Source organism: Allobosea sp. P1_A7 (assembly GCF_056406775.1).
In genome coordinates this window covers 1-15,595 of record NZ_JBFTZN010000185.1, presented here as the reverse complement: position 1 = coordinate 15,595, position 15,595 = coordinate 1, and the positions used below count along the sequence as shown (strand labels likewise).

Sequence of the window (15,595 nt, the reverse complement as noted above, 5' to 3'; positions counted from 1 at the left end):
CATCTGCATCGTCTGTGCGCCATGGCACAATGGAAAGCCGTCGCTGGCCTCGCAGCGTGAGCCCGTCACCCGGTTGAGTTCGCTTCAATGGTCCGCGGTTAACGTGACAACGCCGTTCTGCATCTCAAGCGCCCTATGGCGCTGGTGCCCTTCGCGCTCGGCTCGGCGGTCGGCCAGATCCCGGCGATCATGCGCGAGAGTGACGCATTGAGCGACCCGATGAAGCCGGTCACCGAGACGATCGGCAGCGGGCCATTCCGCTTCAACCGGGCGGAATGGCGTAGTGGCGCCAAGGTCGTCTATGACCGCAATCCCGACTACGTGCCGCGGCAGGAGCCGGCCGACGGGCTCGCCGGCGGACGCGTCGTCAAGGTCGACCGCGTCGAATGGGTGATTATGCCCGACCAGGCGACGGCCGCCGCGGCCCTGCAGACCGGCGAGATCGATATCTGGGAGACGCCCAGCCAGGACCTGATCCCCGTCATTGCGACGAGCAAGGAGATCAAGGTCGACCGTTTTGCAAATCTCTCCAACCAGGCGTTGCTGCGGCCGAACAGCCTGCACCCGCCCTTCAACGACCCGAAGGCGCGCCTCGCCCTCGCCTATGCCACGGACCAAGCTGAATTCCTTGCCGCCGGCTATGGTGACGAGGAGTGGTGGAAGCGCTGCAATTCCTATTTCATCTGCGGCGGGCCGAACGGCACCGAGGCAGGCGCGGAGGCTTTTGCCAAGCCCGACCTCGAGACGGCCAAGCGCCTGCTGGCGGAAAGTGGTTACAAGGGCGAGAAGCTGGTTCTAAACACCAGCAACGACATCGCTCCGATCGGGCACATGGCGGAGGTCGCAGCGGCTTCGCTGAGGAAGGTCGGATTCAACATCGACGTGCAGGTTTCCGATTGGGGCACGGCCGTGACCCGTCAGGGGAACCGGGGAACGCAGGACCAGGGGGGCTGGAACCTGTTCGTGACGACGGCGTCCGGCGCGACGATGCAGTCCCCTTTGACCAACATCGGCACCAACATGGCCTGCGAGAAGGCCTGGGCAGGCTGGCCCTGCGACGCGCAGGCCGAGACGCTGCGTGGCGCAGCGGTCGATGCTCCCGATGACGCCAGCCGGACCCTCGCGGTCGAGGCGCTGCACCGGCGCTTGGCGGAGATGCAGCCCTACCGGGTGCTGGGCCAGTTCGATCAGCCCTATGCCCGGCGGACCACCGTGTCCGGCGTGTTGAAGGCTCCGGTCATGCTGTTCTGGAACATTGAGAAGAAATAGCCCCGCAAGCTGCAGCGATGGCGACCCTGGCGTGGGGCCCGGTCCGCCGCGCGTCCCCATCGCCGGAGAGCCGACGGTTGTTTCGGGGGAATGGCGAGCGCCGATGGCGCTTGCGGCCGACGGCCTTCTTACTCGTGTCGAACCCGCGCGTTTTTTTCCGCCGCCGGCGCCTTGATCATGGCTGGCGACCACAGCTGCGTGTGACGCACTCGCGATCAAACTGCCGGGGAGCGGACGTTCTGAAGGTCGGCTCGGGGTCGATTTTACCCCTTCGACCAAGGCCTGAAAGCAGACGTCCGATCGGGCGGCAGCACATGCCGAAGTTCGCTCCTACGGAGACTACTCATCTAAAAGCCAAAACGCGCTCTGTGCTGGAGTTCGTCACGCGACATTTGCGCAAAGCGGAGGGCGGGCAGCAGGTCGTTCTCCTCAGCAAGATCACGGCCATAGGCCCCTGAAAGCATTGTCAGACCAGCCTCGTGAAGCGTCGCCGGCCGACCGGCAAGGCGCCCGAGAAGGATTGTCGGCCACAGCCCGAACGGAGCGTCTTCCAGGACGTAGCGGCTGTCGGATGTCGCGGGACCAAAGCCGCCCTTGCCGCGCTTATGCAGTTCTGCGTTCATCTCGGCGATGCCCGCGACAGGTAGCTGATAGGAAAACGCGTAGTGCGATCTTTGAACGACGGGAGTTCACGCTAACCTCGGTCGGCGAGGTCTTCCGGCCTGTGGTCAACGTGGTGCCCCAGGCGAAGGTGGGCGCCCGAACCCGGCGTTCCGCGAGTAGTCGCGAAAGATAGAGCGCGCCGAACGACGCATGAGAACTGATGATGACCGCCTGTCCCTCTCGCAGATAATCGGCCGTTGCCTCAAGCGCCATCTTGTGCGCGTTAGCGGGCATCACCAGCATCACGACGTCCGACTCGGTGATGGCTTCCTTAGCGCTGTAGGCGACATCTGGATAAAAGCTCGTTTCGATCGCCATCGTGGCACGCAGAGGCGAACCAGCAGCCAGGTCGGAGGGTGCTGCGATCTGAAGGGGACCATAGCGTCGGCCGATGTCCGCCCACCGAAAGTTGGGCGGCCGCGCCGAATGCGGCGCCGCCAGCGCCCAAAATGCTTACGCGCATTGGAGAAAAACCCTCCATGTCAAACTGATAAAATCGGCGCAGATAGTCCGAAATGCCGATCGTCTCGATCACGCATTGACGACGGCGTCTGCCGAACTGAAGACGTCGGCTATCAACCTGTCGCGTGCGGTTGCGGGGTGGATGACAAACCCGGGAATTGTTTCGCGCGAAATGTCCGCGAGCCCGTCGATCAGGCCAGAGACGAGTGCCGTAAGTGGGCGCCCGTTTGGTGTCACGACGGCCCAAAGAAAGGAGATGGTTACGTCGATCGGCAGGATCGCTACACCTTTGACCGGCATGCCATAGGCGATCACCGGCTCTACGATGGCGATGCCAAGGCCTGCACGCGCCGACATGATGGCGGTGTTGGACGTGTTGGTGTCCAGAATGGACGCCGGGGTCACGCCCTGTTGCCGAAGCGCAAGGTCGACCCGCCGCCTCCAGCGGAAAGGATTGGCCATGGTGATCAGGCGTCGACCATTCAGTGCCGAAAGCGGAATGCGCTCTGCTTGGGCGAGTGGATCGTCGGCGGCAACGGCCGCAACGCATGGTGCTTCCCCGATCCAGTGTATTTCCAGGGCGGGATGGTCAACGGGAAGGCTCGTGATGCCGATCTCGGAAACCTGTGTGGAAACGTTATGCACGACCTGCTCGGCGATCGAGGTTCGGATGTGGACCTGTTCTGGCAGGCCGGTAGCGTCGAGACGCTGGAGCGCGGCCGGCAGCATCCCGACGGCGAAGGAAGCGATCGAGGCAATCGACAGCGAGCGGGGCCTATCGAGCGCGATGGCATCGGCTCGCTCGCGCAATTGCCGAAGCCAAGCCATCACTGGCTCGACCTCCTGGTAAAAACGCAGACCTTTCTCGGTGGTGGTGACACGAGGACCGGCGCGATGCAGCAGATCAAAGCCGAGCGAGGATTCGAGATCCTGGATCAGGCGCGTTAGCGCAGGTTGGGAACGTCCGAGCAACCGTGCGGCGCCGGTAATGCTCCCGGCAGACATGACCGCGGCGAATGCTTCCAGTTGTCTCAGATCCATGTCACTCGCCATCAATAATTTTTGAATGCTGCGGACATTTAACGGAAAGGATAATGAGCCGACATCCCAACTCGATCTTGGCAACGGGCGAGATTCGTTTTTTCCTTGAGGCAATGATTACGGTTCTGTCGGTTCGCCCAACGTATGCATGAGGCGGTTGGCCCAGCCGAAGATCGCAGCCGAGAAGACGAGGTCCACGGCTTCCAATGTGGTGAGGCCTGCCTCCCGAAGGGTCTCGACCGCTGCCTGGTCGAGCGCGGGGGGCGTCTCGGAAAGCTCGGCGGCAAAGTCGAAGATCGCCTGGTCGCGCGGCTCGAGCTTCGCGTCGCGCTCGTCCCTGAAGATCGCATCCATGACCTCAGGGCGCTTGGTCAGGCCGTTGAAGCGCGAGGCGTGAACGGCCGCACAGTAAACGCAGCGATTGACGACGGAGGCCCCGACAGCACCGAGCTCGCGTTCGGCCGAGGTCAGGCCGTCCTTGCCGTACATGATCTGATTGAAGAGCGGCGAGCGCACGGCCAGAGATTCCGGGTCGTGCGCCAACGTCAGGACATAAGTTGAGACGCCCTTGTTCGAGGGCGTCACCTGCATCGCCGCAATCTGCTCGGGCGTCGCCGTGGTGGGGTCGACGGGTGTGACATAAGGCGACCAGACCGGGACCTTGGTCGTGAAGGCGTGAACGACGCGGCTCATTTTGCCCCTCCCAGGGCCTGCAGGCCCCTGATGACCCGCGCCTGATAGTTCACGAAGGCGGCGAGTTCGGCGAGGCGAACAATGTCGGGCTCGCCGACGCCGGCCACCTTTAGCGCTTCGATGTCGCGTCGCGTGGCATCGCGCGGGCGCAGCGTCAGCCGATCGGAATGCGCCACGATCGCAGCAATGCGCGTTTGTTCGGACGCCGACACTGCGTCTGCTTGCACCTCGCCGCTGCGGCGCATCAGATCGTCATAATGCGCCGCAAGCGAGTGTTGCGCGTTCTGGCGGGCCATGCGTGCCGCGAGCGCCGCGCGCAAGCCATGACTGAGTCCGCCGGCCTCCTTGGGCAGCAGAACCGCGTCCTGGCTCGCTTGGCTCAGCCGCAAAATTTCGGCCCGTGCCGCTAACGCCTCGGCCAATGGCGTGCCGGCTCGGATTCCAGCCATGTCTTCGATCAGCGTCACAATTCCCGCCCTCGCTAAAGCGTCGGTACAGTCTCACTATGCAGTCCGCGCATCAAGGCGGCCCATGCATTCCAAAATGTTAGATAACACGGCAGATTCATCACAGTTGCATGTTTGATCTGCATCAATGACAACCTATGATCCGTGAAATGAATAGAGCATCCCGCGACGTCGCGCATCTCGAGGCCCCCGCGGCCGTGATGTCGGCCGGAAGCGCCAGGACGCGCTCCGACCGCTCTCAGCCCCCCGTCACGCGCCATATCCACGGTGTAGGAAATCTCGAGGAAATCTCGCGATGAACCACGCTCTGATAGGCTCGACGGGGCTCGATGCATTGGAAGCGCGACTGGCGCAGGATCTCGCCTGGCTGGAGTTGCCGGCCAAATCCTGGGTGCCTCTGCGCGAAGTCGGGGGAGTGCGCGTTCGCGACGTCGTCGTCGTCGGGGCGGGAATGGCGGGTCTGGTCGCCTCGGGCATGCTGAAGCGGCTCGGCGTCGACAACCACGCCGTCTATGACCGTGCTCCCGCGGGCTCGGAGGGCCCCTGGGTGACGTACGCCCGCATGCGCACGCTACGCTCGCCGAAGCAACTCACCGGCCCCGCCATGGGCCTGCCGGCACTGACGTTCCGGGCCTATTACGAAGCCCGCTTCGGCTCCGCCGCCTGGGACGTGCTCGATCGCGCACCGCGCACGGTCTGGATGGACTATCTCGTCTGGTATCGAAAGGTGCTGGAGCTGCCAGTCGAAAACAGTGTCGAGGTCAAGACCATCGCGCCGCGTCCGGACGGGCTCTTGGCGCTGCGTATCGCAAAGGCGGGGGCCGAAAGTACGGTCTTGGCGCGTCACGTCGTCCTGGCGAACGGGCGCGACGGGCTCGGCGGGCCCTACCTGCCGCCGATCGCGCGGACGATAGACCGGCGGTTCTTCGCTCATACCGCCGACGCCATCGATTTCGAGGCGCTGCGCGGCAAGCGGGTCGCGGTGATTGGTGCCGGCGCTTCCTCTATGGACAACGCCGCGGTCGCACTGGAAACCGGGTGCGCGCGGCTCGACCTCTTCATCMGCCGTTCCGACATCCCGCGAGTCAACAAGTTCACCGGCATCGGCAGCCAGGGCGTGGTCCACGGCTTCGCAGGCCTGCCGGACGAGTGGAAATGGCGCTTCCTCGACCATACGCTGCGGGCGCAGACGCCACCGCCGCGACCGAGTACGTTGCGGGTCTCGGCACATGCCAACGCACATTTCCATCTCGRCAGCCCCCTCCTCAAACTGGAGGAAGCGAGTGATCATCTCGTCGTCACGACGGCGAAGGGCCGCTACGAGACTGACTTCATCATCTTCGGCACGGGATTTCAGGTCGACCTCCTGTCGCGACCGGAGCTCGCCGAGGTCGCGCCGCACATCCGGCTCTGGCGCGACCGCTTCGCGGCGCCAGCCGACCTACCCAATCCCGAGCTCGAAAGCTCGCCCGACCTGGGCGAGAATTTCGAGTTCCTGGAGAAGACACCGGGCGTCTGTCCGGCGCTCCATCAGATTCACTGCTTCAACTTTCCGGCGACGCTGAGCCACGGCAAGCTCTCTGGCGACATCCCGGCGATCAGCGAAGGCGCCGACCGGCTGGCGCGCGGCATCGTGCGCAGCCTCTTCGTTGCCGACCGGGAACAGCATTTTGACGCCCTGAAGGCCTTCGACACGCCTGAGCTGCTCGGCGACGAGTGGACCGACGCCGACGCCACCCTGGGAGCACCCCATGCTGCAGCCTGACACCGCAAGCTTCATCGAACTCGACAGCACTCCGGCGAGAGGACGCCAGCCAGAAATGCTTGAAATCAAAGATTTAAAGCTGTCCTACGGGAACACACAGGTCCTGAACGGTGTCGATCTCTCCGTGCGGCGCGGCGACGTGGTGTCGATCATCGGCCCTAGTGGTACCGGCAAGACCACGCTGCTAAAGTGCATCAACTACCTGGTTAAGCCCGCATCTGGAACCATCACGTTCGACCAGATTCGGATGGATTACCGGCGTGTAGACAAGGCAGCGATCCAGGCGATCCGGTGCCGGACGGCCATGGTTTTCCAGCAATTCAACGTCTTCAAGAACATGACGGTCATTCAGAACGTGATGGATCCGCTTGTGGTCGTGCAGCGCAAGTCCAAGGACGAAGMGCGTGAAATCGCCCTGCAAGAGCTTGACCGGGTTGGCCTCTCCGCGAAGCAAGACAGCTATCCGTCCCAGCTCTCTGGTGGACAGCTCCAGCGCACCGGCATCGCGCGTGCGTTGGCAGTTCGGCCGGATGTGATGCTCTTCGACGAACCCACGTCATCGCTTGATCCTGAACTCGTTGGCGAAGTTCTGAAGGTGATCAAAGATGTCGCATCATCAGGAATTACTTCTCTCCTTGTGACCCACGAGATGCAGTTTGCAAAGAGCATCTCGAACCGAATTATCTTCATGGATAAGGGCGTCGTCGCTGCGGACGGAAGCCCGACTGAGATTTTCGATACACCATCCAGCCCACGCCTCGCCCAATTCCTCAATTCCGAACACGCATACAACTAAGAAAGGATTCCTAGACAATGTCTGCAACGAAATCACTTTCGCGCCGTCAGTTCGGTTTGGCTGTTGTTGGCGGAGTAGCGATTGCTCTTTCAACCGCCGGGGCCAGCTATGGTCAGACCTCTGGCAGCTCAGTCCGGACGATCAAGATCGCGACGTCGGCAGAGTCCAAGCCTCTGTCATGGGGCGCAATCGGCGTTGAGCCGCAAGGATATGAGCCCGATGTCCTCAAAGCGATCAATGCAAAGCTGCCGCAGTACAAGTTCGAAATGGAAGGCGCCGCTGATATTGCGCAGGAGACGGGCCTCGTTACCGGTAAGTACGACATATCAACCGGGGGCTACTACAAGAATCCTGCACGCAGCAAGCAATTCCTCATTCCGGAAAACCCAATGGGTGCCAGCTTGCTCAAGATCTATAGCCGCAAGGGAAGCAACATTAACGAATTGAAGGATCTGGTCGGCAAGCAGGTGGTGCCCCTGACGGCCGGCGGAGGTACTTACAGGTTCGTTACCCAATGGCAGGCGGATAACCCGACGTACAAGCTCGACATCACAGCATCAAACGCCGGTGTCCCGTACCCGAATCGCTTGAATGAAATTCAGAATAAAAAATATGATGCAGCTATCCTGCCGTCAAATCTCGGGCAGCAAGAAGTCATCGAAAATCAGAAGCTAGATATCATCGCCAGCGACCCGATTACTATCAACAATACGTACATGCTGATTAATAATTCAGACAAAAATAAGACTTTGCTTGCAGACGTCGACAAGACCCTGAAGGAACTAAAGGACGACGGCACTCTGAGCAAGATCTCGAAGAAGTGGTTCGGAGAGGACATCGTCGTCTACATGAAATAGGGCAATTCGCCCCCAAAGTGTCGACCGTCAATAATCTTATACGACTCAACGATAATGTATCGTTCCTTAAACGTCGGACTGAAAATAGCCTCTCGTTTTTAGTCCGACGTTTCAAATCGGCCGCTGTACGTTCTTCTACCGATTTTAAAAGTTCGAGAAGGAGTGTTCAAAGTGAGCCTCATGGACATGTATGCCATGATACCCGAGCTCCTCTCAGCATTGCCGCTGACGCTCGCCATCATGTTCGTGGCCCTCTTTGCCGGGTTCTGCCTGGCTTTGGTCGCGACGACATTCCGAGTTCGCAGGGTGCCCGTAATCAGWCAGCTGGCCGACCTTTACGTATCCTATGCACGCAGTGTTCCCGTCGTCCTGCAGCTTTTTGTCGCCTTCTACGGGCTCCCCGTATTGGCAGGCCTATTCGGCGTCCCGGATTTTCTCTCTGCTACAGCAGCTTCAATGTTGGGACTGAGCCTCTACCACGGCGGGTATCTGTCAGAGGTCATGCGACCCGCATTCTTGGCCATCGATCGCGGCCAGCATGATGCCGCGGACAGCCTGGGATATTCATTTCTACAAAAGATCTTCCGTGTCGTAGGCCCCCAAACAGTGCATATCGCATTGCCAGGATACGGAAATTCACTAATCTATATGATACACAATGTTGCTTTGGTTATGTATATCGGCGCAGCCGACGTGATGGCAACTGCGCACCTGATCATGGAGCGCGATTATAACCAGTATCAATTCCAAACATACCTTGTACTTGCCGTTATCTATTCTGCGATGTGCCTGATCGTATGGCTCATCGTGCGCTTTTTCGAGCTTCGCTCATCGATGTACGTACCAAACGCTGCGCCGATTAAGACCACGCTCATGGCGAGCGCCTGACAGAGAGGTCGATCACCATGTTTGATATGGATGTTTTGCTTCCAGATTTTCGGGAAATCGTGGGTGCGGTGCCCGTGACGCTCGCGATGGCGCTCCTCGTCTTCGTCTTCTCGACGATCATAGGTGGCCTATTTGCGCTCGTTGAGCATCGACAGATCCCTGTATTGCGGGAATTCGTAATGGCGTACAAGGTAGCCTTTAAAGGCGTCCCGAAGGTTATCGTGATCTTCCTGGTATACTACAGTCTTCCCGCAGTGATTCAATTCTTCGGCTCACTTGTCGGAGTGACACTCAACGGCCACGCAACATCGAATTGGGTCATCCTCGTTGTTTCTTTGATAGCCTGTATGGCTGCGTTCCAAGCGGAGATTGTCAAGGGAGCACTGAATTCTTTTGATACAGGTCAAGCAGATGCGGCTCAATCGTTGGGCTATAAGAACAGTCAACTGTTCCGACGGATCCTGTTTCCACAAGTGGTCGTCGCGGCAATCCCGGACCTGGCCAGCTCGATCATGGTGATCATGAAGGCGCTGTCTCTTGGCTTCGCAATTGAGGTGATCGATATCTTTGCACAGTCCCAATTGACGGCTGCGCTGAATTTCTACTACCTCGAAGCCTTTTTGATTGCCGTCGTGATCTACATGGTGATCGCGTATATCGTTACACAACTTGCCGACAGGACGGAGCGAGCCCTTAGGGTCTGGTAAAGGGTAGCGTCGCCGCAACTCACTAGCGATCAGGTTGCGTCGCAGCCTGCCGAACCGAAGCTGCTGGCGTATTCGGCGGGGGTGGAGACAACCACCTGGCCTGCCCCGGAACTCGGATTGACCAACAGCAAGAAGATTACGCAGGCGCACAAAGAACGAATATGGGCCGTCTATGACGACGGCAGAGTTTAACTTCACTTTTGTCTTCGGGCCAAACAAGGAGCGACGCCATGTCGACCCATGTCTATTTGGTAGATGGCGAAAACTCATTTCGGACTGCGAAAGTTGTCAAAGCTGTCTGGCTGCGCATCGGGATCGTGCTAGCTCTCGCCGCACTCGTGATCTCCCCGATCGCGTTCAGCGCGGGCCGGCGGGGAGCTGGCAGCTTAGGTTGTGAACCCATAAAATGTTGCGGGCTTGAGTGTTGGTTAATAGTCCAGGGCCTCGGAGAGGAGGCTTGGACAGCGCGATACGATTTGWACGAGATGGAATGGCGGCTGATCGAGCCTCTTTTGCCGAACATACCGCGCGGTGTCGCTCGGGTGGACGACCGACAGGTAATCAACGGCATCTTCTATGTGCTTCGGACAGGTTCGCAATGGCGAGACCTGCCGAGCCGGTATGGCCCGTACACGACGGCCTATGGTCGCTTCAATCGCTGGACCAGGGCAGGTGTCTGGCTCAAGGTCTTCGAAGCTCTCGCGGCTAGATCGCCAGCCTCGATACACTTCATCGACGGCCCGATCATGCCTACCCGGCAACATGGCGCTGGTGGAAAAAGGGGGTGGCGGGTCACGCCATCGGCCGTTTTCGTGGAGGATTGAGCATGAACGCCCAGGCTGACCAGCACGGGCTGGCTCGGCACATCGTCCTGTGCGGTACAGCAGAGCTCGTAGGGAATGTTCCCCTCCCCGGTGAACGCGCTGTTCGTGCTGCCCCGAAAGGCGATAGCCTTGCCACGGCCGAGGCTCCGGCCGACGTCAGCGAGATCCCATACTTGGCTGGGTACTGGCATCGGTCGAGACCCTCGATGCAGAAGATGATGGGCGTAGCCATACCGACGTCCTTCACCGGGATTTTGATCCAAACCGGGTCACCCGGATTTGTCGGAACAATCATATCGACGGGCTTTTCCACCGTCGACAAAGTGAAACCCGGTGAATGACGTCGACTGCGCTCTAATCATTCTGAGCGTAGGGTATATCTACATTGAAAGCACATCGCTTTCTCCATTGATTTGCGCACTCATTTTCAGTTGGGGTCAATAGATTGAGGATATGCATCGGGCAGAAGGACGCGAGAGGGTCTTCCTCTTCTGCCATTTGCTTAAACATCACGTTTGGATGGGCAAGCGTTTGGTCTTCCTTCAAAAGGCAAATCACAGCCTTCACCGCTTTCTCTTTTTCGCTAATAATTTGAACTGCCGCGAAAGCGATCGCTACGTAGCTTTCATCTCCCAAGAATATCTCAATTTCCAGGACTTTACCCTTGTTGGTTCTTTCTAATTCTTCCTTTATCGAAATCGAAAGACCCCGTTTAACGTCAAGTGCGTTATACCCCATAACACCCTCCCCGTTATCTGAAGAAGATTACTATACTCCGAGAATGGTTTTCTTTGAATCGATGAGTCCATGGGGTTTTTGGGATTGCCACCAAAAAAAGCCCGCAATTTCCTCTCCGGTGCTCACGGCCGCGAGGGGATCAAAGGAGTGTATAACGGGGTCTCATCGGAACTTACTGTTCGACAAGTTCGGCATGCACGCTCCGCTCAACCGCCAGAGCGCACGCTTCAAGGCCGAGGGGATCGACCTGCCGCTRTCGACGTTGGCCGACCAGGTCGGCCATGGAACCTTCGCTCTGAAGCCAGTCTTCGACCTGATTGAGAACCATGTCGACGACACGACGGTCCCGATCGGCCCCCGCTTCGCAAGGGATATTCGCATCGTTCCGGCAAATCGTCGTTGCAGCTATCTATCCGGCCTTATGGCGTCGCTGCCACGGGCCTTGATGAGATCCGCGGATCGGCGCCCAATTACGTTGGCGAGCGCGAAGCTCGATAGGTCCAACGGGCTTGGCCGATCCCGGTCCGACCGGTTGCCATCACTTTGCCGAATGCCCTCGCAGACGAACCGGGTTCCGATTTTACGCCGGAAGCCGGTATTCCTCCCCGCTCATCATGATCGCCCATGCGATCCGAGCGGTTTTGTTGGCGAGCGCGACGGTTGCGACGTTGAACGGACGTCGGTCGAGCAGCTCGGTGATCCAAGCGTTTCTCACCTGATGAATCCGGACACGATGGACAGCCGCTCGAGCCCCATGGATCAGCAGCTTGCGGATGTAGCCATCACCACGCTTGCTGATCCCGCCGAGCCGCTCCTTGCCTCSGGTCGAGTGCTGTTTTGGCACTAGTCCAAGCCAGGCAGCAAAGTGCCGTGCCGAAGAAAAATGCTTGGGATCGCCCACCGTGGCAGCAAGCGCGGTCGCGGCGAACGGGCCTATCGTGGTCACTTTCATCAGCCGGCGGCAGACCTCATCGTCCTGGGCGGTTGYGAGGATGGCCCGATCATAGCGCTCGATATTCTGCTCGGTCTCTCGGATCTGATCGGCCAAAACCAGGAGGGCCCTGCGGGCACATTCCGGAATGCGCTCATCAGTTCCGACGAGCTCCATCAAATCGCGGGCACTTGCCTTTCCCTTGGCGGCAACGATGCCGAATTCGGCCAGGTGACCACGCAGAGCGTTCACCGCACCGGTTCGTTGCCGTGTCAGGAGATCGCGCGTGCGATGGAGCATCAACAATCCTTGCTGCTCCGCGCTCTTGAGAGGAACGAACCGCATGCCGGGACGCTGAACTGCCTCCCAACAGGCTTCCGCGTCTGCGGCGTCGTGCTTGTTCGTCTTCACATAAGCGCGCACGTAACGGGCCGGCATGAGCTTGGGCTCATGGCCCAACTTGGACAACTCCCGGGCCCAATGATGAGCACTGCCGCATGCYTCGAGGCCGACGACGCAACCTGGGAGCCGTGAAAAGAAATCGAGAACCTTTCCACGGGCCAGTTTTCGGCGAATGATCTCACCATCCTCGGTGACCCCGTGAACCTGAAACCAGCTTTTCGAGATATCGAGACCGATCGTCATCCTTGTCATGGCTGTCCTCCTCATGCTGGAGCCGCTGAAGCCTATCAGTAGCGGGGACCGTCCRTCTCATTATGTGCGCGATGACGGCCCCTTCGCCGGACCTGCGCCGCCGGCGGCGGTCTATTACGCCTCGAGCGACCGACGCGGCGAGCACCCGCAGAAGCATCTGGCCGGGTTCGCAGGCATCCTTCAATGCGACTGTTACAGCGGCTTTGAGCCGCTGTTCGACCCCCAGCGGAAGCAACAGCCAATCACGCCGGCGTTTTGCTACGCTCATGCCCGGCGCGGATTCTTCGAGCTAGCCGACATCGCGAAAAAGGCCCGCGACGGCAAGAAGGGCAAACCGGTCTCCCCGATCGCCCTGGAGGCGGTCAGGCGCCTCGACGCGCTGTTCGAGATCGAGCGCGCCATCAATGGCTGCAGCGCCGACGAGCGGCATGCCGTGCGCCAGGAAAAGAGCAAGCCGCTTCTCGACGACATGCATGCCTGGTTGCTCCGCGAGCGCGAAACCCTCTCGCGCTCCGCCGAGGTCCTGAAGCCGATCAACTACATGCTCAGGCGCTGGGCCGACTTCGCCCGCTTCCTCGATGACGGCAGGATCTGTTTGTCCAACAACGCCGCGAAAGCGCGCTGCGAGGCATTGCTCTGGGACGGCGCAACTGGACCTTCGCCGGTTCCAAGCGCGGCGCCGATCGTGCCGCCGTCATGCTCACCCTCATCGCCACAGCCCGCCTCAACGGCGTCGACCCGAAGGCCTGGCTCGCCGACGTCCTGGCCCGCATCGCYGATCTGCCCGTCTCGCGTCTGCGCGAACTCCTGCCCTGGKAGTGGCGGCTCCTGCGCGAAGCTGAAAAGCCCGCAGATCAGCAGGCCGCCTGACCCTCGCAAACCGCTATCATAGCGCCGACATCGTACGCGCGCGGGCCTCTATCCCGCGGCCCTCGTCGTATGCGTACAGCCACTCGGCCAGTCGACSATTGCTTTGGCCTAAGGTCAATTAGGACTTGATCTCGCCCGGACACTGCACAGAAGGCCCGTCACTAGAACTGCGCGAATGGACTCTGTCGTAGCTGTGCAGCAGGATCAGGCAAAAGTTCCAAAAGGTAGGGGGTGGATTTTGACCAAATCCGAGGAGTCATCGAGGCCTGCCGCCGTCGACTATGGGGCTCCTACGATAGCCTTTGACGGCGTCGGCGGCCTCCTGCACGGGAACGGCCTCTACAGCATCGTTTTGATTACCGGTCGCCCCACCGTAATGCGCGACCAGACTATCCCCATCGTCCCGGTCGTTTCGTGCCAGCTTCAAAGTAGCCGTGAAGGGCTCCTATCCCTCAAGAAGGCAATCGACGACTTAGTCTTGGCCACTACCGCGCCTCACGGTCAGGCGCAGTGACACGGAGCGCTACCTCTCCTGATGCGGGTCATCCAACTCGCCTTACTGTGTGAAAAAGTGGAGCCGCACTTAACTGGCCAATCGTTCGCGCATGCCGAACGTTGCTTCCCATTCTTCCTCTGACAGCAGCCCGCTCATCTCGTAGCGATCATCGAGGGTGCCAGTGGTAACGACCAGCCGAGATGATCACCGTTGAAGCCGTAGACGTCGTACCCGGTATTGCTCTTCTTCAGATACGCAACGCGCTTGCCGCTCCAAAGATAGATCGTCATTCCTCGACGATGGTCGCGCGGCGGAAGCCRCGGCATGATGGTGCCCCGATCCAACGTCGGAGCCCCACCATGAGCCAGCAGCACCACGTCGGCCTCGATGTCTCCGTGAAAGAGACCGCGGTCTGTATCGTCGATCGCCAGGGAAAGGTCGTGTATCGCACACCCTGAAGCGATCAGCGCCATCGGCCTCGGCCACATCTGAGCTCGCATTGGTCTGGAGGCAGGACCGCTTTCATCGTGGCTCTATGCCGGCTTGGTCGAGGCGGTACTGCCGGTGATCCACGTCGAGACCCGACATATGCGCGCTGCGCTTTCGGCCCGGAACAACATGACCGATCGCAATGACGCGCTCGGCATCGCACAGATGATGCGCGTCGGGCTGCTTAAACCGGTCCACGTCAAAAACTCCGGCCGGCCACTCGTTCAGAGCCGAGTTAGGCCGCAGTCAAGCAGGCCCTTGAAACTCGGMGCGTCACCTGTCATATAATTTTGCGACAGTTGACTAACGGGGGGATGAGCCATGGTGGTTTCGGCTGAGAAGATGATGCCACCGGAAACCGGTGGAACCCTGCACAGGGTGACGGAACTGCTGGGCGGCGCCAAGCTGCTAGCGTGGCGCGTCACTAGCTCCCTGGACGCGCATGAGATGTTGCTACGAGGCCTACCGCCTTCGGCACTGGATCATCTTGTCGGGCAGCTCACCCATATTCAGAAGGCGGATTCGCTGGAGAAGGCGTTCGGCATGAGCCTGCGAACCTATCAGCGGCGCAAGGACGCGCCCGCAAAACCGCTGAGCCAGGAGCAGAGTGGACGGGCGTGGAAGTTCGCCGAGATTCTGTCGAAGGCAACGGATGTTTTCGGTTCGCAGGCAGAGGCTGAACAGTGGTTCGAACGCCCCGCGATCGGCCTTGACCAGCGTCGCCCGATCGACCTTCTGGCGACTCCGGCCGGCGTCGAGCTGGTAGAGGACTATCTGACCCGGCTCGACTACGGTGTCTATGCGTGACGCCATTGCCGAGCGTGCTTGGAGGCGCCGAGCTAATAGCTTGGCGCCTCGATCAAGCCATCCATGCATCGACCTGGGATAGCGGAGAAGGAGCCTATCGGGTCGGAGGGCGATGGAATAGCGCCGGAGTGCGTGCGGTATATGGCGATGGAATAGCGCCGGAGTGCGTGCGGTATAT

18 protein-coding genes and 3 pseudogenes are annotated in these 15,595 nt (G+C 60.0%); 13 read left to right on the top strand and 8 right to left on the bottom strand.

The genetic code is table 11. The annotated features are described in order from the left end of the window. The first annotated feature begins 117 nt into the window (after positions 1 to 117). Positions 118 to 1,269: an ABC transporter substrate-binding protein gene (locus AC1D34_RS25890; protein WP_476777250.1), complete on the top strand. Its 1,152-nt coding sequence runs from the start codon at positions 118 to 120 to the stop codon at positions 1,267 to 1,269. Between the two features lie 347 nt (positions 1,270 to 1,616). Here the strand turns inward: AC1D34_RS25890 and AC1D34_RS25885 are convergent, their stop codons facing one another. The 5 genes from AC1D34_RS25885 to AC1D34_RS25865 form a co-directional block, all read right to left on the bottom strand. Then, positions 1,617 to 1,892, bottom strand: coding sequence for an NAD/NADP octopine/nopaline dehydrogenase family protein (locus tag AC1D34_RS25885; protein WP_476777234.1), 276 nt, complete (start codon positions 1,890 to 1,892; stop codon positions 1,617 to 1,619). Further along, positions 1,873 to 2,250 (bottom strand): hypothetical protein, encoded by a 378-nt coding sequence (locus AC1D34_RS25880; RefSeq protein WP_476777235.1) that lies wholly within the window; start codon positions 2,248 to 2,250, stop codon positions 1,873 to 1,875. The genes AC1D34_RS25885 and AC1D34_RS25880 overlap by 20 nt, the downstream gene beginning before the upstream one ends. Positions 2,251 to 2,463: 213 nt before the next feature. Then, complete coding sequence (locus AC1D34_RS25875) at positions 2,464 to 3,549, bottom strand: LysR family transcriptional regulator (protein ID WP_476825725.1); 1,086 nt, start codon at positions 3,547 to 3,549, stop codon at positions 2,464 to 2,466. A 3-nt stretch (positions 3,550 to 3,552) separates the two neighbouring features. Beyond that, positions 3,553 to 4,128, bottom strand: a complete 576-nt coding sequence (locus AC1D34_RS25870) for a peroxidase-related enzyme (protein WP_476825724.1) — start codon at positions 4,126 to 4,128, stop codon at positions 3,553 to 3,555. Further along, positions 4,125 to 4,595: a CMD domain-containing protein gene (locus tag AC1D34_RS25865; protein ID WP_476777238.1), complete on the bottom strand. Its 471-nt coding sequence runs from the start codon at positions 4,593 to 4,595 to the stop codon at positions 4,125 to 4,127. The genes AC1D34_RS25870 and AC1D34_RS25865 overlap by 4 nt, the downstream gene beginning before the upstream one ends. A 295-nt stretch (positions 4,596 to 4,890) precedes the next feature. On the opposite strand from AC1D34_RS25865, the gene AC1D34_RS25860 reads away from it, so the two are divergent. The 7 genes from AC1D34_RS25860 (at position 4,891) to AC1D34_RS25830 (ending at position 10,773) form a co-directional block, all read left to right on the top strand. Next, positions 4,891 to 6,360: an NAD(P)-binding domain-containing protein gene (locus AC1D34_RS25860; protein WP_476825723.1), complete on the top strand. Its 1,470-nt coding sequence runs from the start codon at positions 4,891 to 4,893 to the stop codon at positions 6,358 to 6,360. A gap of 55 nt (positions 6,361 to 6,415) precedes the next feature. Beyond that, complete coding sequence (locus AC1D34_RS25855; protein WP_476825727.1) at positions 6,416 to 7,156, top strand: amino acid ABC transporter ATP-binding protein; 741 nt, start codon at positions 6,416 to 6,418, stop codon at positions 7,154 to 7,156. Between the two features lie 17 nt (positions 7,157 to 7,173). Then, positions 7,174 to 8,013 carry a transporter substrate-binding domain-containing protein gene (locus AC1D34_RS25850; protein WP_476825722.1) on the top strand — a complete coding sequence of 280 codons (840 nt, stop codon included), beginning with the start codon at positions 7,174 to 7,176 and terminating at the stop codon, positions 8,011 to 8,013. Between the two features lie 180 nt (positions 8,014 to 8,193). Beyond that, positions 8,194 to 8,901 carry an amino acid ABC transporter permease gene (locus AC1D34_RS25845; protein ID WP_476825726.1) on the top strand — a complete coding sequence of 236 codons (708 nt, stop codon included), beginning with the start codon at positions 8,194 to 8,196 and terminating at the stop codon, positions 8,899 to 8,901. A 17-nt stretch (positions 8,902 to 8,918) separates the two neighbouring features. Beyond that, complete coding sequence (locus AC1D34_RS25840; protein ID WP_476777241.1) at positions 8,919 to 9,608, top strand: amino acid ABC transporter permease; 690 nt, start codon at positions 8,919 to 8,921, stop codon at positions 9,606 to 9,608. Positions 9,609 to 9,838: 230 nt separating this feature from the next. Continuing rightward, positions 9,839 to 10,432 carry an IS5 family transposase gene (locus AC1D34_RS25835; RefSeq protein ID WP_476825721.1) on the top strand — a complete coding sequence of 198 codons (594 nt, stop codon included), beginning with the start codon at positions 9,839 to 9,841 and terminating at the stop codon, positions 10,430 to 10,432. 2 nt (positions 10,433 to 10,434) lie between these two features. Then, positions 10,435 to 10,773 carry a hypothetical protein gene (locus AC1D34_RS25830; protein WP_476777243.1) on the top strand — a complete coding sequence of 113 codons (339 nt, stop codon included), beginning with the start codon at positions 10,435 to 10,437 and terminating at the stop codon, positions 10,771 to 10,773. A gap of 13 nt (positions 10,774 to 10,786) precedes the next feature. Here AC1D34_RS25830 and AC1D34_RS25825 read toward each other — a convergent pair whose 3' ends face one another. After that, the gene (locus tag AC1D34_RS25825) at positions 10,787 to 11,170 is read right to left on the bottom strand and encodes a hypothetical protein (protein ID WP_476777244.1); all 384 of its coding nucleotides are present in this window, start codon (positions 11,168 to 11,170) and stop codon (positions 10,787 to 10,789) included. A 172-nt stretch (positions 11,171 to 11,342) separates the two neighbouring features. Between AC1D34_RS25825 and AC1D34_RS25820 the strand changes: the two are divergent. Beyond that, positions 11,343 to 11,522: pseudogene (locus AC1D34_RS25820) on the top strand (IS66 family transposase); the annotation flags it as partial. Between the two features lie 228 nt (positions 11,523 to 11,750). Here AC1D34_RS25820 and AC1D34_RS25815 read toward each other — a convergent pair. After that, positions 11,751 to 12,755 carry an IS110 family RNA-guided transposase gene (locus AC1D34_RS25815; protein WP_476825720.1) on the bottom strand — a complete coding sequence of 335 codons (1,005 nt, stop codon included), beginning with the start codon at positions 12,753 to 12,755 and terminating at the stop codon, positions 11,751 to 11,753. Between the two features lie 61 nt (positions 12,756 to 12,816). Between AC1D34_RS25815 and tnpC the strand changes: the two are divergent. Further along, positions 12,817 to 13,625 (top strand): annotated as a pseudogene (tnpC, locus tag AC1D34_RS25810) (IS66 family transposase); the annotation flags it as partial. Positions 13,626 to 14,273: 648 nt separating this feature from the next. Here the strand turns inward: tnpC and AC1D34_RS25805 are convergent. Next, entirely contained in the window at positions 14,274 to 14,411 is a 138-nt protein-coding gene (locus tag AC1D34_RS25805; RefSeq protein WP_476825719.1) for a 4-fold beta flower protein, read from the bottom strand. A 69-nt stretch (positions 14,412 to 14,480) separates the two neighbouring features. Here AC1D34_RS25805 and AC1D34_RS25800 point away from each other — a divergent pair. From AC1D34_RS25800 to AC1D34_RS25790, 3 genes and pseudogenes are all read left to right on the top strand, one after another. Then, positions 14,481 to 14,871: pseudogene (locus tag AC1D34_RS25800) on the top strand (IS110 family transposase); the annotation flags it as partial. 81 nt (positions 14,872 to 14,952) lie between these two features. Continuing rightward, positions 14,953 to 15,417, top strand: a complete 465-nt coding sequence (gene parS, locus AC1D34_RS25795; protein ID WP_441508527.1) for a type II RES/Xre toxin-antitoxin system antitoxin — start codon at positions 14,953 to 14,955, stop codon at positions 15,415 to 15,417. Beyond that, the coding region (locus tag AC1D34_RS25790) for an RES domain-containing protein (protein ID WP_476825718.1) at positions 15,414 to 15,595 on the top strand (182 nt) is incomplete at its 3' end. The genes parS and AC1D34_RS25790, both read left to right, overlap by 4 nt.